The 17,521-nt window shown below is 47.8% G+C and carries 19 protein-coding genes; all 19 read left to right on the top strand.

Annotation, left to right across the window (positions count from 1 at the left end; genetic code table 11):
• The 19 genes from recG (at window position 1) to ylqF (ending at window position 17,490) form a co-directional block, all read left to right on the top strand.
• The gene (gene recG / locus BV455_RS03340; RefSeq protein ID WP_218687754.1) at window positions 1-2,049 is read left to right on the top strand and encodes an ATP-dependent DNA helicase RecG; all 2,049 of its coding nucleotides are present in this window, start codon (window positions 1-3) and stop codon (window positions 2,047-2,049) included.
• 120 nt (window positions 2,050-2,169) lie between these two features.
• Window positions 2,170-2,766 carry a transcription factor FapR gene (fapR, locus tag BV455_RS03335; protein ID WP_017437121.1) on the top strand — a complete coding sequence of 199 codons (597 nt, stop codon included), beginning with the start codon at window positions 2,170-2,172 and terminating at the stop codon, window positions 2,764-2,766.
• A complete protein-coding gene (plsX, locus tag BV455_RS03330) occupies window positions 2,750-3,739 on the top strand; it encodes a phosphate acyltransferase PlsX (protein ID WP_061580214.1) in 990 nt (329 codons plus the stop codon). The genes fapR and plsX overlap by 17 nt, the downstream gene beginning before the upstream one ends.
• Before the next feature lie 15 nt (window positions 3,740-3,754).
• Entirely contained in the window at window positions 3,755-4,696 is a 942-nt protein-coding gene (fabD, locus tag BV455_RS03325) for an ACP S-malonyltransferase (RefSeq protein ID WP_017437119.1), read from the top strand.
• A 4-nt stretch (window positions 4,697-4,700) separates the two neighbouring features.
• A complete protein-coding gene (gene fabG, locus BV455_RS03320) occupies window positions 4,701-5,441 on the top strand; it encodes a 3-oxoacyl-[acyl-carrier-protein] reductase (RefSeq protein ID WP_017437118.1) in 741 nt (246 codons plus the stop codon).
• Between the two features lie 64 nt (window positions 5,442-5,505).
• A complete protein-coding gene (locus BV455_RS03315; RefSeq protein WP_003251806.1) occupies window positions 5,506-5,739 on the top strand; it encodes an acyl carrier protein in 234 nt (77 codons plus the stop codon).
• Window positions 5,740-5,870: 131 nt separating this feature from the next.
• Window positions 5,871-6,611 (top strand): ribonuclease III, encoded by a 741-nt coding sequence (gene rnc, locus BV455_RS03310; RefSeq protein ID WP_026078628.1) that lies wholly within the window; start codon window positions 5,871-5,873, stop codon window positions 6,609-6,611.
• An 81-nt stretch (window positions 6,612-6,692) separates the two neighbouring features.
• Entirely contained in the window at window positions 6,693-10,256 is a 3,564-nt protein-coding gene (gene smc / locus BV455_RS03305; protein ID WP_017437116.1) for a chromosome segregation protein SMC, read from the top strand.
• Between the two features lie 20 nt (window positions 10,257-10,276).
• A complete protein-coding gene (gene ftsY, locus BV455_RS03300; RefSeq protein ID WP_017437115.1) occupies window positions 10,277-11,278 on the top strand; it encodes a signal recognition particle-docking protein FtsY in 1,002 nt (333 codons plus the stop codon).
• Window positions 11,279-11,445: 167 nt separating this feature from the next.
• Window positions 11,446-11,778: a putative DNA-binding protein gene (locus BV455_RS03295; RefSeq protein WP_017437114.1), complete on the top strand. Its 333-nt coding sequence runs from the start codon at window positions 11,446-11,448 to the stop codon at window positions 11,776-11,778.
• A 14-nt stretch (window positions 11,779-11,792) separates the two neighbouring features.
• Entirely contained in the window at window positions 11,793-13,133 is a 1,341-nt protein-coding gene (gene ffh, locus BV455_RS03290) for a signal recognition particle protein (protein ID WP_017437113.1), read from the top strand.
• 95 nt (window positions 13,134-13,228) lie between these two features.
• A complete protein-coding gene (gene rpsP, locus BV455_RS03285; protein ID WP_017437112.1) occupies window positions 13,229-13,501 on the top strand; it encodes a 30S ribosomal protein S16 in 273 nt (90 codons plus the stop codon).
• Window positions 13,502-13,515: 14 nt separating this feature from the next.
• Window positions 13,516-13,752 carry a KH domain-containing protein gene (locus tag BV455_RS03280; RefSeq protein ID WP_017437111.1) on the top strand — a complete coding sequence of 79 codons (237 nt, stop codon included), beginning with the start codon at window positions 13,516-13,518 and terminating at the stop codon, window positions 13,750-13,752.
• 49 nt (window positions 13,753-13,801) lie between these two features.
• Window positions 13,802-14,188, top strand: coding sequence for a YlqD family protein (locus tag BV455_RS03275; protein WP_017437110.1), 387 nt, complete (start codon window positions 13,802-13,804; stop codon window positions 14,186-14,188).
• A gap of 15 nt (window positions 14,189-14,203) precedes the next feature.
• Entirely contained in the window at window positions 14,204-14,722 is a 519-nt protein-coding gene (gene rimM, locus BV455_RS03270) for a ribosome maturation factor RimM (protein ID WP_017437109.1), read from the top strand.
• Window positions 14,722-15,456 (top strand): tRNA (guanosine(37)-N1)-methyltransferase TrmD, encoded by a 735-nt coding sequence (trmD, locus tag BV455_RS03265; RefSeq protein WP_026078627.1) that lies wholly within the window; start codon window positions 14,722-14,724, stop codon window positions 15,454-15,456. Before rimM ends, trmD begins: the two co-directional genes overlap by 1 nt.
• Before the next feature lie 137 nt (window positions 15,457-15,593).
• Entirely contained in the window at window positions 15,594-15,941 is a 348-nt protein-coding gene (rplS, locus tag BV455_RS03260; protein ID WP_017437107.1) for a 50S ribosomal protein L19, read from the top strand.
• Between the two features lie 124 nt (window positions 15,942-16,065).
• The gene (lepB, locus tag BV455_RS03255) at window positions 16,066-16,617 is read left to right on the top strand and encodes a signal peptidase I (protein WP_017437106.1); all 552 of its coding nucleotides are present in this window, start codon (window positions 16,066-16,068) and stop codon (window positions 16,615-16,617) included.
• A gap of 21 nt (window positions 16,618-16,638) precedes the next feature.
• Window positions 16,639-17,490 carry a ribosome biogenesis GTPase YlqF gene (gene ylqF, locus BV455_RS03250; protein ID WP_017437105.1) on the top strand — a complete coding sequence of 284 codons (852 nt, stop codon included), beginning with the start codon at window positions 16,639-16,641 and terminating at the stop codon, window positions 17,488-17,490.
• The last annotated feature ends 31 nt before the right edge of the window (window positions 17,491-17,521 follow it).

Genomic DNA, 17,521 nt, shown 5'->3' with positions numbered 1-17,521 from the left:
GTGAATCGTGAGTTGCAACAGCCTGTAACAGCGATTAAAGGAATTGGCGAAGAGACAGGCGCGGCGCTCGAGGAAATGGGAATTACGACGATCGAGCAACTGCTCATGCATGCTCCATATCGTTATGAAGATTATGAGCGAAAAGATTTGGCAGAGGTCAAACATGATGAAAAAGTAACAGTCGAAGGGAAGGTTCATAGCGAGCCTTCTCTTACGTATTATACGAAAAAAAAATCGCGCCTGGCTTTTCGCCTTCTTGCCGGAAGGTATTTAATCACGGTCGTTTGTTTCAACCGTCCTTATTTAAAAGAAAAAATCGCGATGGGCGATACGATAACGGTCATCGGCAAGTGGGATCAGCACCGCCAAACGATTACCGCTTATGAAATAAAGCTCGGTCCGCTCCCGCAAGCAAAAGAAATAGAGCCCGTTTACTCTGTGCGCGGCTCGCTTACGGTGAAAGGAATGCGGCGTTTCATCAAGCTGGCGCTTACGCAATACGGCGCGGCGATCGTTGACCCGCTTCCGCTCTCTATAAGGCGCGCCTACCGGCTCATTTCGAAGCAAGAAGCGATTCGCGCCATCCACTTCCCGCGTTCTCATGAAGAGTTGAGACAGGCAAGGCGGCGGTTGGTATATGAAGAATTTTTGCTGTTTCAATTAAAAATTCATGCGCTGCGCAAAGTAGCACGCGAATATTCGCAAGGAATCGCCCATTCGTTTTCCAAAGAGAAGCTGGACGCTTTTATAGGGCAGCTGCCATTTTCGCTAACGAATGCACAGCGGCGCGTCATCGCAGAAATACTCGCCGATATGCGCTCGCCATACCGCATGAATCGTCTGCTTCAAGGGGATGTCGGTTCAGGGAAAACGGTCGTAGCGGCCGTCGCCTTATACGCCACTGTTCTTTCCGGCTATCAAGGAGCGCTGATGGTGCCTACGGAAATTTTGGCGGAACAGCACGCCCGCTCGCTGCAGCAGTTGTTTGCTGCCACCGACGTCACGGTTGCGCTCTTAACGAGTTCAGTGAAAGGAAAGAAACGAAGAGAAATTTTAGAGCAGCTTGCCGCCGGCGACATTGATATTATGATCGGCACCCATGCACTCATTCAAGAAGAAGTGAATTTTAAGAGACTTGGTTTAGTCATTACGGATGAACAGCATCGCTTCGGTGTGGAACAGCGCCGCATTTTGCGCGAAAAAGGGCAGTCGCCAGATGTATTGATGATGACGGCTACTCCGATTCCGCGCACCCTCGCCATCACCGCGTTTGGAGAAATGGATGTGTCGGTGATTGATGAAATGCCGGCAGGAAGAAAAAAGGTGCAGACGTATTGGGTCAAACATCATATGTTCGAGCGGGTGCTTGATTTTATCGAAAAGGAAATTCAAAAGGGGCGGCAGGCTTATGTCATTTGCCCGCTGATTGAAGAATCGGAAAAGTTGGATGTGCAAAATGCGATTGATGTCCATAGCATGCTTACGCATTATTACAGAGGAAAATACAACATCGGGCTGATGCACGGGCGGCTTTCTGCGGAAGAAAAAGAAGCAGTGATGAAGGCGTTTAGCGAAAACCGCGTGCAAGTGCTAGTTTCCACTACGGTCGTCGAAGTAGGGGTCAACGTGCCGAACGCCACCGTGATGGTCATTTATGATGCCGAACGGTTTGGCCTGGCGCAGCTCCACCAATTGCGGGGCCGGGTCGGCCGCGGCGACGAGCAGTCGTATTGCATTTTAATCGCCGATCCGAAATCGGAAGTCGGAAAAGAACGTATGCGCATCATGACGGAAACGACGGACGGATTTGTGCTATCGGAGAAAGATTTAGAGCTGCGCGGTCCAGGCGATTTTTTCGGCACCAAACAAAGCGGCATGCCGGAATTTCAATTTGGGGATATCGTGCATGATTATCGCATTTTAGAAGTCGCCCGCAGCGATGCGGCGAAACTGATTGAATCGAAAGCGTTTTGGCACGATGAGCCGTATCAATGCCTGCGCCTTTATTTGCAAGAGTCAGGCGTATTGGACGGCGAAAAATTAGATTGATAGAAAAAGATACGCGGTCTGTCTTTTATGCGGCAGACCGCTTTTTTGCTTGCATTCTTTTTTTTGATATTATATATTACTTTTAGTACCTAGTCATAAAACTGGACGGTGTAAATATAGATGAGAAAAAGCAAACGAGAGCGACAACGGCTTTTGCAAGAGACGATTCGTGAAAATCCGTTTATTACCGATGAAGAATTAGCGGAAAAATTTTCAGTCAGCGTCCAGACGATCCGCCTAGACCGGCTGGAGCTGTCGATACCGGAGCTGCGTGAGCGGATCAAGCATGTTGCCGAGCAGTCGCTGGCCGATAAAGTAAGGGCGTTGCCGATTGAAGAAGTGATCGGCGAAATTATCGATATCGAGCCGGATCATAGCGCGATTTCCATTTTCGATGTGAAAGCGGAACATGTGTTTAGGCGCAACCGCATTGCGCGCGGCCACCATTTGTTTGCCCAGGCGAATTCCCTTGCCGTTGCCGTCATCAACGATGAGCTTGCCTTGACGGCCAAAGCAAACATCCGCTTTACAAGACAAGTAAAAGAAAACGAACGGGTGGTTGCAAAAGCAAAAGTGGTTGGGAAAAAGGCTAACGGCCGGACGATTGTTGAAGTCAACAGCTATGTCGGACAGGAGCTTGTTTTTTCCGGAACATTTGAAATGTATCGGTCCAACAATGAGAAAAAGGATGGAGACAGCTATGAAGATCGCGATTGATGCAATGGGAGGAGACCACGCTCCGAAAGAAATTGTGCTCGGGGCAATGAAAGCGGTGCAGCATTTTACCGATGTACATATTACGCTGTTTGGCGATGAAGCACAAATTCGCTCGCACCTTACGAAGGAAGAACGAATTACGATCATTCACACCGATGAAGTGATTGAGGCGACCGATGAACCGGTGCGGGCGGTGAGAAGAAAGAAGAACGCGTCGATGGTGCTGATGGCGCAAGAAGTGAAAGAAGGACGAGCCGACGCGTGCATCTCGGCTGGCAATACGGGGGCATTAATGGCGGCCGGACTGTTTGTCGTCGGACGGATCGCCGGAATTGACCGGCCGGCGCTGGCGCCGACGCTTCCGACCGTCGGCGGCGAAGGATTTTTATTTTTAGATGTCGGCGCCAACGTCGATGCCCGTCCGGAACATATATTGCAGTATGCGTTAATGGGACATGTGTACGCCCAAAAAATAAGAGGCATCTCCCGTCCGCGCATTGGCTTGTTAAACGTGGGAACAGAAGATCAAAAAGGAAACGATGTCGCCAAACGCGCGTTTCAGCTCCTAAAAGAAACGAACCTTCATTTTATCGGCAACGTCGAAGCGCGCGATTTATTGCAAGGTGTTGCTGATGTCGTCGTCACCGACGGGTTTACCGGCAACGTCGCGCTCAAAACGATCGAAGGTACGGCGATGTCTGTATTTTCGATGTTAAAGCAGGCACTGACAAGCAGTTTATCAAGCAAATTAGCGGCAGCCGTGTTAAAGCCGAAGCTCGTTGAATTAAAAAAGATGATGGATTATTCCGAATATGGCGGAGCGGCGCTGTTTGGCTTAAACGCTCCGGTGATTAAAGCGCACGGTTCGTCTGATGCCAACGCGATCTTTCACGCGGTACGCCAGGCGCGGGAAATGGTGGCCAACGACATCATCGCTACCATCAAAGAGTCGCTCGAACAAAATCGTTCGTAAAGGAAGGGAAAACGTATGGGGAAAATCGCTTTTATTTTTCCGGGACAAGGATCGCAGACGGTAGGCATGGGAAAAGATATTGCCGAAAGTGATGCCAATGCGCGGGCTCTGTTTCAAGCCGCTGATGAACGTTTAGGCTTTTCGCTTTCCTCGCTTATTTTCGAAGGCCCGCAGGAGACGCTGACGTTAACGTACAACGCCCAGCCGGCTTTATTGACGACAAGCATCGCCCTGCTTGAAAAAGTAAAAGAGGCAGGGATTACAGCCGATTATGTTGCCGGTCATAGTTTAGGAGAATATACAGCACTGGTGGCGGCAGGTGCGCTTTCGTTTGCTGATGCGGTATATGCGGTGCGAAAACGCGGCGAGTTTATGGAAGAAGCGGTGCCAGCCGGCGAAGGAACGATGGCGGCCGTATTAGGAATGGACGCCGCGGCGCTTGAAGCGGTGACAAATGAAGTATCAGCGCAAGGCGACCCAGTACAGTTGGCCAATTTAAACTGCCCGGGTCAGATCGTTATCTCCGGTTCGAAAGCAGGCGTGGAAAAAGCTGGTCAGCTGGCGAAAGAGCGCGGCGCCAAACGGGTGATTCCGCTCGAGGTAAGCGGACCGTTTCATTCGTCCTTAATGAAACCGGCGGCCGGCAAATTGCAAGAAGTGCTAAACGACATTGCTACCCACGATGCGAAAATTCCGGTCATCGCCAACGTGACTGCGAAGCCGGTTGTGAAAAAAGAAGAGATTTCGCGCCTATTAATTGAGCAGTTATATTCCCCAGTGCGCTGGGAAGAATCAGTGCAAACGATGATCGCTTTAGGAGTGGATACGTTTATTGAAATCGGCCCAGGGAAGGTGCTATCCGGGCTGGTGAAAAAAATTGACCGCAACGTGCGCGTGCACGCCGTCAATGATCTAGAAACACTGGAATTAACCGTTGCGGCAGTGAAAGGAGAATAAAAGAATGTTGCAAAGGAAAGTAGCGCTTGTCACGGGAGCGTCGCGCGGCATCGGTCGGGCGATTGCGCTCGAACTTGCCCGCCAAGGGGCAACAGTAGCCGTCAATTACGCCGGCAGCGAAGCAAAAGCGAATGAAGTGGTCGAAGAAATCAAAAAGATGGGCCAAGAAGCGGTGGCGATCCAAGCGGACGTTTCCAGCGCCGAAGCCGTCGAGCGCATGGTAAAAACGGTGCTAGAGCAGTTTGGCCGCATCGATATTTTAGTGAACAATGCCGGCATTACCCGCGATAATTTATTGATGCGCATGAAAGAGGAAGAATGGGATCAGGTGATTAATACGAACTTAAAAGGGGTATTTCATTGCATAAAGGCGGTGACGCGGCCGATGATGAAACAACGCTATGGCCGCATCGTCAACATCGCCTCCATCGTCGGCATTAGCGGCAATCCGGGACAAGCAAACTATGTCGCCGCTAAAGCAGGGGTCATCGGATTGACGAAAACGGCGGCTCGGGAACTCGCCAGCCGCAACATTACGGTTAATGCCGTCGCCCCAGGGTTCATCACGACGGATATGACCGACAGTCTTAGCGACGAATTAAAAGCGGACATGTTAAAACAAATTCCGCTCGCCCGCTTCGGCGAGCCGGAAGACGTCGCCAAAGTCGTAGCCTTTCTTGTATCGGACGCAGCCAGCTACATGACTGGACAAACGCTTCATGTCGACGGCGGAATGGTGATGTAAATTTCAAATAGCCGCTAGTATTTTCTAGCCGAATCTACTATAATCATGAAGGGAGGTGAATCGAATGGCAGACGTATTAGAACGCGTAACGAAAATCATCGTAGACCGTCTAGGTGTCGAAGAATCGCAAGTAACGCTGGATGCTTCTTTCAAAGATGATCTTGGCGCTGACTCCCTAGATATCGTTGAACTCGTAATGGAATTAGAAGATGAATTTAATATGGAAATTTCCGATGAAGAGGCGGAAAAAATTGTCACAGTAGGAGACGCTGTGAACTACATAAAAAGCCACATGTAATATCTAGAAAAGTCCCGTTGCCCAAACGGGGCTTTCTCTGCTTTTTATCTGTGTAACGCACGGATGAAAGGATATAATAAAGAAGTATACGATTGATTTTTGCGTCGAATGAAGTCGGAGGGCAATTCTATATGTCAAAACAAAAAGATAAAGAGCGCATTCATGAAAAAAGAAGAGCGAAATTTAAAGAACTGCAGGAAAAAATCGGCATTTTTTTTACGAACGAAAAGCTTCTCATTCAGGCTTTTACTCATTCATCGTATGTGAATGAGCATCGGAGACGGCTGCAGGAAGACAACGAACGGCTCGAATTTTTGGGCGATGCGGTGCTAGAGCTTACCGTTTCGCAATATTTGTTTAAAAAGTTTCCGCATATGAGCGAAGGGGAATTAACGAAGTTGCGGGCCGCGATTGTTTGCGAGCCTTCGCTTGTCAAGTTTGCCAACGCTTTGTCGTTCGGCGAGCTCGTCCTGCTAGGAAAAGGAGAAGAACTGACAGGCGGACGGACGAGACCGGCGCTGTTAGCAGATGTATTCGAGGCGTTTATCGGCGCGCTCTATTTAGATCAAGGAATGGATGCGGTCGTCCAATTTTTGGGACAAACGATTTTCCCAAAAGTTGATGAAGGTGCTTTTTCTCATGTGATGGATTTTAAAAGCCAATTGCAGGAGCTTGTGCAGCGCGATGGCATCGGTGTGCTGGAATATACGATTTTAGAGGAAAAAGGTCCAGCGCATAATAAAGAATTTGTTTCGCGCGTTTCGCTAAACGGAAAGGAGCTTGGCATCGGCGTTGGCAAGTCGAAAAAAGAAGCGGAGCAGCATGCGGCGCAGATGGCGCTCGAAACATTAAGAACACTGGAGAAACAATAAAGGGTTGGCTCTTAAAAATAGTCAGCCCTTTTTGCGGCTATTTATCGCACAACATAGGAAAGATTGTGAGGCGTGGTATGAATGTTCCTCAAACGTTTAGATATTATTGGATTTAAATCGTTTGCCGACCGCGTATCGATCGAATTTGTTCCCGGAGTGACGGCGGTTGTCGGTCCAAACGGGAGCGGAAAAAGCAACATTACCGATGCGATCCGCTGGGTGCTCGGCGAGCAGTCCGCAAAATCATTGCGCGGGGCGAAGATGGAAGATATTATTTTTGCCGGCAGCGATTCCCGCAAACCGCTTAATGTCGCGGAAGTAACGATTACCCTTGATAATGAAGACCAGTTTCTGCCGCTTGATTATCAAGAAGTAAGCATTACGCGCCGGGTGTATCGCTCAGGGGAAAGCGAATTTTTTATTAATAAGCAGCCTTGCCGTTTAAAAGATATTGTCGATTTATTGATGGATTCCGGGCTTGGAAAAGAAGCATTTTCGATTATCGGCCAAGGCCGCGTCGAGGAAATTTTAAGCAGCAAGCCGGAAGAACGGCGCACGATTTTCGAAGAGGCAGCCGGCGTGCTAAAGTATAAAATCCGCAAGAAAAAGGCAGAAGCAAAGCTTGCTGAAACACAGGAAAACTTGCATCGCGTCAGCGACATTTTACACGAGCTTGAGCAACAGCTAGAGCCGCTGAAAATGCAGGCATCGATCGCGAAAGACTATTTGGAAAAGCGCGATGAGCTGGAGCGGTTTGAAGTCGCACTGATGGTGCATGACATTGAACAGCTTTATGAGCAGTGGACATCGCTAAAACAGCAGCTTGAGCAGCATCAAAACGAAGAAATCGAGCTCTCTAGCACGCTGCAAAAAGCGGAAGCGGACATCGAACAGCTCCGCGACCACATTACCGCGCTCGATGAATCGATTGACGGGCTGCAGCAAGTGCTGCTTGTCGCGAGCGAAGAATTAGAAAAACTCGAAGGAAAGAAAGAAGTATTAAAAGAACGCAAGAAAAATGCGGTCCAATATCAGAGACAGCTCGAAGAGGCGATTGCCTCCCTTGCCGAGAAAAAAGAGCGCATCGAACAAGTATTAAGCCGTGAACAAACGCAGCTTGCCGAGCTGCAAACAGCGGTGGCCACGCTGCAAGCCGAATTAAAGGAAAAGCAAGCCTCCCTTTCGGCCTATGATGTGAATATTGAAGAAAAAATTGAACAATTAAAAAGCGATTATATTGAATTAGTCCATGAACAAGCTACCTTAAAAAACGAGCGCGCCCATCTGCAAACATTGCTAGAAAAGCTGCAGGCCAAACAAGCGGCGCTTGCGGAAGCAAACCACAAATATTTGGAGGAACGCCAAAAGCTGCGGCAACAATATGCAGCGTTAGACGAAAAACGGGTACAGCTTGAGAAAACGCTCGAGCAGGCGGAAGCGCTGTTGCGGCAAAAAACAGAGGAAGTTTCTGTGCTGAAAACAGATTTGGAAAAGAAAGAAGCGATGCTTTACCAAGCATACCAATATTTGCAGCAGACGAAATCGCGCAAAGAACTGCTTGAGGAAATGCAGCAAGACTATGCGGGATTTTTCCAAGGGGTAAAAGAAGTGTTAAAAGCGCGCGCGCAGTTTCCGGGCGTTCATGGTGCAGTTGTGGAGCTGATTCAAGTTCCCGACCGCTATGAAACAGCGATCGAAATTGCGCTCGGCGGCGCGATGCAGCATATTGTCGTCGAAAATGAAGAAGTGGCGCGCAAGGCCATTCACTATTTAAAAACCAATGCGTACGGCCGTGCGACTTTTTTGCCGATGAATGTCATACAGGCGAAAACGATTCCCGCCGAACAGCTTGCCTTGATAAAAGGCCATCCGGCATTTGTCGGAATCGCCAGCGAGCTGATTCATTATGAAAACATCTACCATTCTGTCATCGCTAATTTGCTTGGGAACGTCATCATCACAACCGATTTAAAAGGAGCGAATGAATTGGCTCGCCTGCTTCACTATCGCTATCGTCTTGTCACGCTTGATGGCGATGTCGTCAGTCCCGGCGGCGCGATGACTGGCGGCGGCATTGCGAAAAAAGCGAATTCGCTGTTAAGCCGAAATCGCGAGCTGGAGACGATTGCAGCGAAACTGCGGGAAATGGAAGAAAAAACGGGGAAGCTCGAGCAGCTTGTGCAAGCGAAAAAGAAACAAATTCAACAGGAAGAAACGAATTTGGCTGCGCTCCGTGAACAAATAGAGGAGCAGCGTTTTTCGCTTCAGGAAGTAAAAGGCGAATTGCGCGAACTGCAATTGCAGGAAAAAAATATGAACGAACGCCTCGCCCTTTATGACCATGAAAAAGCGAATGACGAGCAGGAAGCAAGACAAATGACAGAGCGGCTCGCCGTCATCGCACAGCAGCTCGACCATCTGGAAAAGAAACTGCGGGAAATGGATGAAGAAATCAATAAGCTGCAAACGAAAAAGCAAACGGAACAAACATCAAAAGAAGCGTTGCAGACGGCGATGACCGAGCAAAAAATCGCCCTTGCCGAAACGCAGCAACGGTTGAAAAACGCGCAAGAAAAAGTAGAGCAGCTTGCCAGTGAGCTTGCCGATACGAAAAAGCAGCTGCAGACGGCCAAGCAAGAACTTGCCGTTTTAATAGAGGAGATGAATTCCAGCCATTCTAGCGAAGAAGAGTTAGAAGAATTGCGGAACAAAAAGCTAGAGGATAAGCAAAAAACGGTCGACCTCATCGCAAGCCGCCGCGAACAGCGGCTTCAGTACCAAGCACAGCTGGAACATCTAGAGCGGGAATGGAAGGAAAAGAAGCGGCAGCATAAACAGCTCGCCGATATCGTGAAAGATGAGGAAGTAAAGCTAAACCGCCTCGATGTCGAACTGGAAAATTTATTATCCCGCCTTCGCGAAGAATATACTCTTTCGTTCGAAGCGGCGAAAGCAGCCTATCCATTGACGGTCGATGTCCAAGAGGCGCGCAAACGAGTAAAATTAATCAAGCGGGCGATCGAAGAGCTCGGCACGGTAAATTTAGGCGCGATTGATGAATATGAACGGGTATCGGAGCGCTATCAGTTTTTAACCGAACAAAAAGCCGATTTGCAGCAGGCAAAAGAAACGCTCCATCAAGTGATCGACGAGATGGACCAAGAGATGAAAAAACGGTTTTTATCGACGTTTGAACAAATTCGCGCCCATTTTGGCGACGTCTTCTGTCAGCTGTTTGGCGGCGGCAATGCCGATTTGCGCCTGACCGATCCAAACAATTTGCTTGAGACTGGCATTGATATTGTCGCACAGCCGCCGGGAAAAAAGCTGCAGCATTTAAGTCTGCTTTCCGGCGGGGAACGGGCGCTGACAGCCATCGCCTTATTGTTTTCCATTTTAAAAGTGCGCCCGGTGCCGTTCTGCGTGCTCGATGAGGTCGAAGCGGCGCTCGATGAGGCGAACGTGTATCGCTATGCGCAATATTTAAAACAGTTTAGCAGCCAGACGCAATTTATCGTCATCACCCATCGAAAAGGCACGATGGAAGAGGCGGATGTGCTGTATGGGGTGACGATGCAGGAATCGGGCGTGTCGAAGCTCGTTTCTGTCCGTTTGGAAGATTCGAAACAACTTGTTAAGTCATGACAAGAAAGGATGGCGTCGATATGAGTTTTTTCAAAAAACTGAAAGAAAAAATTACACAGCAAGCCGATTCGGTTACCGAAAAGTTTAAGCAAGGTCTTACGAAAACGCGTGATTCGTTTGCAGGGCGCGTCAACGACTTAATCGCCCGCTATCGCAAAGTCGATGAAGAGTTTTTTGAAGAACTGGAAGAAATTTTAATTAGCGCCGATGTCGGTGTGACGACGGTCATGGATTTAATTGATGAGTTGAAAATGGAAGTGAAACGCCGCAATATACAAGACCCGAAAGAAATGCAAGAAGTGATTTCCGAAAAGCTTGTCGAGATTTACCGCGGCGATGACGAAGAATATGAAAAGTCAGCGGCGTTAAATATCCAGAAAGACGGTTTGACGGTCATATTGTTTGTCGGAGTGAACGGCGTCGGAAAAACAACGACGATCGGCAAGCTTGCCCATAAGCTGAAAACGGAAGGGAAAACGGTGATGCTCGCGGCCGGCGATACGTTCCGCGCCGGTGCGATTGAACAGCTCGAAGTTTGGGGCGAGCGCGTCGGCGCCGAAGTGATCAAGCAATCGGCCGGCTCTGATCCGGCAGCGGTCGTTTATGACGCCATCCAGGCGGCGAAAGCGCGCCGGGTTGACGTGCTTTTATGCGATACAGCCGGACGCTTGCAAAACAAGGTCAATTTAATGAAAGAGCTTGAAAAAGTAAAACGTGTCATTGAACGGGAAGTTCCGGGGGCGCCGCATGAAGTATTGCTCGTGCTTGACGCGACAACCGGACAGAACGCAATGAGCCAGGCGAAAATTTTTAAAGAGGCGACGAACGTCACCGGCATTGTGCTAACGAAGCTCGACGGTACGGCAAAAGGCGGCATCGTGCTGGCGATCCGCAATGAGCTTCATATTCCGGTGAAGTTTGTCGGCCTTGGCGAAAAAATGGATGACCTGCAGCCGTTTGATCCAGAAAAATATGTATACGGGCTGTTTGCCGATTTATTTGAGGGGAAAAGCGAGCAATAAAGGGCGTTTAGATTGGCGAAAAAATGCGATAGGCTGGCGGAAAGGCGAGATGGCGCCTTTTTAGCCGGCCTTGTTTTTGTAAAGATAAAATCTTGACAGAAGTAAGAAAAAAAGCTACACTAATCAACTGTAAAGGTGTTTCACTTAACAAAAGGGGAGGGAGTTTCATGCTCGAAAAAACGACGCGAATGAATTATTTGTATGATTTTTATCAGGCGCTGCTGACGCCAAAACAGCGCAGCTATATGTCGCTTTACTACTTAGATGATTACTCCCTCGGAGAAATTGCAGAGCAGTATGAAGTCAGCCGCCAGGCTGTTTACGATAATATCAAAAGAACAGAAGCAATGCTGGAAGAATACGAAAAAAAATTGGCGCTCTTTCAGAAGTTTCAAAAACGAAAACAGCTTATCAATCAATTAAAAGAATATATTTTACAAAAATACGGGAAAGATCAGCAGCTTTTTGCTCTTATTAATCAATTAGAAGAATTAGAGTAAGGAGGTGAAAACAGATGCCGTTTGAAGGGTTATCGGAACGTTTGCAAAACGTGATGAACAAAATCCGCGGCAAAGGAAAAGTAACAGAAGCGGATGTAAAGGAAATGATGCGCGAAGTTCGCCTTGCCCTTCTCGAAGCGGACGTAAACTTTAAAGTCGTCAAAGACTTTGTCAAGCGGGTCAGCGAACGCGCGGTGGGGCAGGAAGTGTTAAAAAGCCTGACGCCAGGGCAGCAAGTCATTAAAGTTGTCAAGGAAGAGCTGACCGAGCTGATGGGCGGCGAACAAAGCAAAATTGCCGTCGCCAGCCGGCCGCCGACCGTTGTGATGATGGTTGGGTTACAAGGCGCCGGAAAGACGACGACAACGGGGAAATTAGCGAATTTACTGCGGAAACGGTACAATCGCAAGCCGCTTTTAGTTGCGGCCGACATTTACCGTCCGGCGGCGATTAAACAGCTTGAAACGCTTGGAAAACAGCTCAATATGCCGGTTTTCTCTTTAGGCGACCAAGTCAGTCCGGTGGAAATCGCCAAACAGGCGCTCGAAAAAGCCAAGGAAGAACATTACGATTACGTGCTCATTGACACCGCCGGCCGCCTTCATGTTGATGAGGCGTTAATGGATGAATTAAAACAGATGAAAGAAGTAGCAAAGCCGGATGAAATTTTCCTCGTTGTCGATGCAATGACCGGGCAAGACGCGGTAAACGTCGCGCAAAGCTTTCATGAACAGCTCGGCATTACCGGCGTCATTTTAACGAAGCTGGACGGCGATACGCGCGGCGGGGCGGCGCTGTCGATTCGGGCGGTTACAAACACGCCGATCAAATTCGTCGGGATGGGCGAAAAGTTAGACGCCCTCGAGCCGTTTCATCCGGAGCGCATGGCTTCGCGCATTTTAGGAATGGGCGATGTGCTCACGCTGATTGAAAAAGCGCAAGCCGCTGTCGACGAAGAAAAAGCGAAAGAGCTCGAGCAAAAAATGCGCACGGCGACATTTACGCTCGATGATTTCTTAGAGCAGCTCGGGCAAGTGCGCAAACTTGGGCCGCTCGATGAAATTTTAAAAATGCTGCCGGGCGCCAATAAAATCAAAGGATTGAACAACATCCAAATCGATGAGAAACAAATTAGCCGCGTCGAGGCGATTATTCGCTCGATGACGAAAGAAGAAAAAATGCATCCGGAAATTATTAACGGCAGCCGGAAAAAGCGGATTGCCAAAGGAAGCGGCACGTCCGTACAGGAAGTCAACCGGCTGTTAAAGCAGTTTGACGAAATGAAAAAGATGATGAAAATGATGACCAATATGCCAAAAGGAAAGAAAAGAGGGTTTAAATTCCCATTTATGTAGGGAAGTGATGTGTTAAGAAAAAACACTTTACAAACTACACAATTATTGTTAATATACTATCTTGTGTGAACTATTTACGGAGGTGCGAAATTAACATGGCAGTAAAAATTCGTTTAAAACGCATGGGTGCAAAGAAAAAACCTTTCTACCGTATCGTGGTTGCGGACTCTCGTTCTCCACGCGACGGCCGTTTCATCGAAACGATCGGTACGTATAATCCGCTTGCAGAACCAGCGGAAATTAAAATTGACGAAGAACTTGCGCTGAAATGGCTGCAAAACGGCGCAAAACCATCCGATACGGTACGCAATCTTCTATCCAAACAAGGGATTTTAGAGAAATTCCATAACTTAAAATACGGTAAATAAAGTTTGGGATGCGCATGAAACAATTAATTGAAACGATCGTTCAAGCGCTTGTCGATCATCCGGAAGAGGTATCAGTAACAAACAGCGAAGATGAACAGTCCATCACGTATGAATTATCGGTGCACAAAGAAGATATCGGAAAAGTGATTGGCAAACAAGGTCGCACGATTCATGCCATCCGCACGGTCGTTTACGCTGCTGCAGCGAAGCAGCCGAAAAGAGTAATTGTGCGAGTGAAAGAAAAAGGGTGAGGTCATTTCCTCTCCCTTTTTCTATATCCTTTTTGTTAGGAGTGACGCTATGAAAATTATTCAAACGATTGAAGTGCGGCAAATCGTCACCGAAAAAAGCAAACAGGCGCTCGAGAAAGCGTTTATGGCACAAAAACAGCAGCTTATGCGCGAATGTGACCAATTGCGGTTTGAGCAGAAACGGCTTGAAAAAACCGGAAAATATTCTTCTTCCCTTCTAAAGCAATACTTTGCGAAAGAAATGGATGCGAGGCTGGAGAAGATCAAACTTCTTGATTTTCAGCTTGAACAATTACATATCCTACCGTTAGGAAGCGAATTAAAAGAGCGCGAAGTGCAGGCGCTCATCGACGTACAGGTCGGTGACAATTGGGAAAGCGTCATGTCCAAACGTGCGATTATCATTGAAGACGGTATTGTCAAAGAAATTCGTTAAGAAGGGATGGATGAGATGGAAAGATGGTTTAACGTCGGCAAAATTGTCAACACGCATGGAATCCGTGGCGAAGTGCGCGTCATTTCACGGACCGATTTTCCAGAACAACGCTATAAAAAAGGCAATACGCTTTATATTTTTACCGAACAATCCGAAAAGCCGATCGCAGTGACGGTCAAAAGCCACCGCGTTCATAAATCGTTTGATTTACTTTCTTTTGAAGGATATGACAACATCAATCTTGTCGAGAAGTTTAAAGGGGCAATGTTGAAAGTACCGGAAAGCCAGCTTGGCGAGTTGAATGAGGGAGAGTATTATTTTCACGAAATCATTGGCTGTACGGTTGTGACAGAAGAAGGCGAAGTAGTTGGCACGGTGAAAGAAATTTTAACTCCGGGCGCCAACGATGTATGGGTCGTAAAGCGAAACGACGGCAAAGAAGTGCTGATTCCGTATATTGAAGATGTCGTAAAAGCGGTGGATGTAGACAAGAAAACGATTACGATCCGCCCGATGGAAGGATTGCTGGAATGATGAGAATCGATATATTAACGTTATTTCCAAATATGTTTACAGGCGTGTTGAATGAGTCGATTTTGAAAAAGGCGCAAGAAAAGAAAGCTGTTTCCATCCATGTTGTCAATTTTCGCGACTTCGCTGACAATAAACATAAAACAGTCGACGATTACCCGTACGGCGGCGGGGCCGGAATGGTGTTGAAACCGCAGCCGATTTTTGACGCTGTCCATCATGTCACAAAAGATTCCCCGCATCCACGCATTATTTTGCTTTGCCCGCAAGGAGAGCGCTACACGCAAAAAAAAGCGGAAGAGCTTGCAAAAGAGGAGCATTTAGTGCTCATTTGCGGTCATTATGAAGGCTATGATGAACGGATTCGCGAATATTTAGTGACAGATGAAATTTCCATTGGAGACTACGTGCTAACGGGCGGGGAACTGGGAGCAATGGTCATTGTCGATAGCGTGGTCCGGCTTCTCCCAGGCGTGCTTGGCAATGCGTCTTCCCCAGTACATGATTCGTTCAGCTCGGGACTTTTGGAATATCCGCAGTATACACGTCCCGCCGATTTTCGCGGCATGAAAGTTCCTGATGTACTTTTGTCGGGCAATCATCGCTTGATCGAGGAATGGCGGGAGCAGCAGTCGTTAAAGCGCACGTTTTTGCGCCGCCCTGATTTACTGGAAAACTACCCGTTAACGGAAAAACAAAAGCGATGGCTTGAACAGTGGAAAAAAGAGAAACGGTAACTATTGCGCACGATGCAAGTTTATGTTAGTATATTTTTTGTGTGACTTAAGCAGTTCGCTTAAGGCAGGAAAACGATGTTCCGCTGCAATGATGGATAAGCATTGTCATGAACATCTGTTGGAAGGAGTGGAAAATGATGCATCATTTAATCCAAGAAATCACGAAAGAGCAATTGCGGACAGATTTGCCAGACTTCCGTCCTGGCGATACGGTGCGCGTTCACGTGAAAGTTGTTGAAGGAAACCGTGAACGTATCCAAGTATTTGAAGGAGTAGTGATTAAACGCCGCGGTGCTGGCATCAGCGAAACATTTACGGTCCGCAAAGTGTCTTACGGGGTTGGCGTAGAACGCACGTTCCCAGTGCATACGCCGAAAATCGCGAAGTTAGAAGTTGTTCGCCGCGGTAAAGTACGCCGTGCGAAATTGTACTACTTGCGGCAACTTCGCGGTAAAGCAGCACGCATTAAAGAAACGGTTCAATAATGGATGCAGTGGGTTAGTCTTCGTTACGGAAAAGGAGCTTGATGGCAAGCTCCTTTTTTCACATATGTATCATATGTCATAATACATATTAAAAACAAAAAAAACGTTTAGGTGGGAGAAAAAGATGGAACAGAAAAAAAGTGAACTGCGGGAATGGATGAAGGCAATCGTGGTTGCCGTGTTGCTGGCGGGAGGCATTCGCTATTTTATTTTTGCTCCGATTATTGTTGACGGCCAGTCGATGATGCCGACCCTTCACGATCACGACCGCATGATTGTCAATAAGCTCTCTTATAAAATTGGTACACCTCACCGTTTTGACATTATTGTTTTTCATGCCGAAGAGGGAAAAGACTATATTAAGCGGGTCATCGGCTTGCCGGGCGACCATATTGAATACAAAAATGATACGTTATATGTAAACGGCAAGCCGTACGAGGAACCGTACCTGGAAGAATATAAAAAGCAAGTGATGGATGGCCCGCTGACCGAACCGTTTACTTTAGAAGAAATTACCGGCCGGAAAACTGTACCGGAAGGCTATCTGTTTGTGATGGGGGATAACCGCCGTTTTAGCAAAGATAGCCGTCATATCGGGTTTATTCCAATGGAAAAAGTTGTCGGCAAGGCCAGCATCATCTATTGGCCCCTGTCTGACGCACGGGTTGTGAAATAACGCGATAAATGGGTGATACACATGACGATTCAATGGTTTCCCGGCCATATGGCCAAAGCGAAACGAGAAGTGCAAGAAAAATTAAAATTAATCGATATCGTGTTCGAATTGCTCGATGCCCGCATTCCGCTGTCATCGAGAAATCCGATGATTCATGAAATTCTTGGCAACAAGCCGCGCATCGTTTTACTAAATAAAGCGGATATGGCCGATGAGACGGTGACAGAGCAATGGATTGCCTATTTCGAACGGCAGCAGTTGCGTGCGCTGGCGATCGATGCGCAAACAGGAACGGGAATTAGGCAAATTGTATCGTCAGCAAAGGAAATGTTGAAAGACAAGTTTGCGAAAATGGCGGCAAAAGGAATCAAAAACCCGCGGCCGATGCGTGCGCTGATCGTCGGTATACCCAATGTGGGGAAATCAACGCTTATCAATCGGCTTGCCGGCAAAAATATCGCGAAAACAGGCGATAAGCCGGGAGTGACAAAAGCGCAGCAATGGATTAAAGTCGGCAAGGAGATGGAGCTTTTAGATACGCCGGGAATTTTATGGCCAAAATTTGAAGATGAGGAAGTCGGATTGAAGCTGGCTACGACCGGTGCGATTAAAGATACAATTTTAAATTTGCAGGATGTGGCGGTATACGCGCTAAACTTTTTGAAGGAACATTATCCGGAGCGGTTGAAAGAACGTTATTCGCTCGACGACATTCCTGAAGAAATTGTGGCCTTGTTCGATGCGATCGGCAAGCGGCGCGGTTGTCTTGTAAGCGGCGGGGCGGTTGATTACGACAAGGTAGCGGAAATTGTGCTTCATGACATTCGCACCGAAAAACTAGGAAGAATTAGCTTTGAATCTCCAGCTACATAAAAGCCCGCTTGACCCGGGCTTTATTTTTTAT

It is taken from the genome of Parageobacillus caldoxylosilyticus (genome assembly GCF_019272935.1).
In the GTDB taxonomy this organism is placed as follows: domain Bacteria; phylum Bacillota; class Bacilli; order Bacillales; family Anoxybacillaceae; genus Saccharococcus; species Saccharococcus caldoxylosilyticus.
This window is presented reverse-complemented; position numbering and strand designations above follow the sequence as displayed.

Excerpts from the sequence above, each read along its gene's own strand:
- plsX (WP_061580214.1), top strand. The coding sequence starts at position 2,750 with ATGAAGATCGCGATTGATGCAATGGGAGGAGACCACGCTCCGAAAGAA.
- lepB (WP_017437106.1), top strand. The coding sequence starts at position 16,066 with ATGGAACAGAAAAAAAGTGAACTGCGGGAATGGATGAAGGCAATCGTG.
- smc (WP_017437116.1), top strand. The coding sequence starts at position 6,693 with ATGTTCCTCAAACGTTTAGATATTATTGGATTTAAATCGTTTGCCGAC.
- fapR (WP_017437121.1), top strand. The coding sequence starts at position 2,170 with ATGAGAAAAAGCAAACGAGAGCGACAACGGCTTTTGCAAGAGACGATT.
- rpsP (WP_017437112.1), top strand. The coding sequence starts at position 13,229 with ATGGCAGTAAAAATTCGTTTAAAACGCATGGGTGCAAAGAAAAAACCT.
- ylqF (WP_017437105.1), top strand. The coding sequence starts at position 16,639 with ATGACGATTCAATGGTTTCCCGGCCATATGGCCAAAGCGAAACGAGAA.
- fabG (WP_017437118.1), top strand. The coding sequence starts at position 4,701 with ATGTTGCAAAGGAAAGTAGCGCTTGTCACGGGAGCGTCGCGCGGCATC.
- trmD (WP_026078627.1), top strand. The coding sequence starts at position 14,722 with ATGAGAATCGATATATTAACGTTATTTCCAAATATGTTTACAGGCGTG.
- BV455_RS03315 (WP_003251806.1), top strand. The coding sequence starts at position 5,506 with ATGGCAGACGTATTAGAACGCGTAACGAAAATCATCGTAGACCGTCTA.
- rplS (WP_017437107.1), top strand. The coding sequence starts at position 15,594 with ATGCATCATTTAATCCAAGAAATCACGAAAGAGCAATTGCGGACAGAT.
- BV455_RS03280 (WP_017437111.1), top strand. The coding sequence starts at position 13,516 with ATGAAACAATTAATTGAAACGATCGTTCAAGCGCTTGTCGATCATCCG.
- ffh (WP_017437113.1), top strand. The coding sequence starts at position 11,793 with ATGCCGTTTGAAGGGTTATCGGAACGTTTGCAAAACGTGATGAACAAA.
- BV455_RS03275 (WP_017437110.1), top strand. The coding sequence starts at position 13,802 with ATGAAAATTATTCAAACGATTGAAGTGCGGCAAATCGTCACCGAAAAA.
- rimM (WP_017437109.1), top strand. The coding sequence starts at position 14,204 with ATGGAAAGATGGTTTAACGTCGGCAAAATTGTCAACACGCATGGAATC.
- ftsY (WP_017437115.1), top strand. The coding sequence starts at position 10,277 with ATGAGTTTTTTCAAAAAACTGAAAGAAAAAATTACACAGCAAGCCGAT.
- rnc (WP_026078628.1), top strand. The coding sequence starts at position 5,871 with ATGTCAAAACAAAAAGATAAAGAGCGCATTCATGAAAAAAGAAGAGCG.
- BV455_RS03295 (WP_017437114.1), top strand. The coding sequence starts at position 11,446 with ATGCTCGAAAAAACGACGCGAATGAATTATTTGTATGATTTTTATCAG.
- fabD (WP_017437119.1), top strand. The coding sequence starts at position 3,755 with ATGGGGAAAATCGCTTTTATTTTTCCGGGACAAGGATCGCAGACGGTA.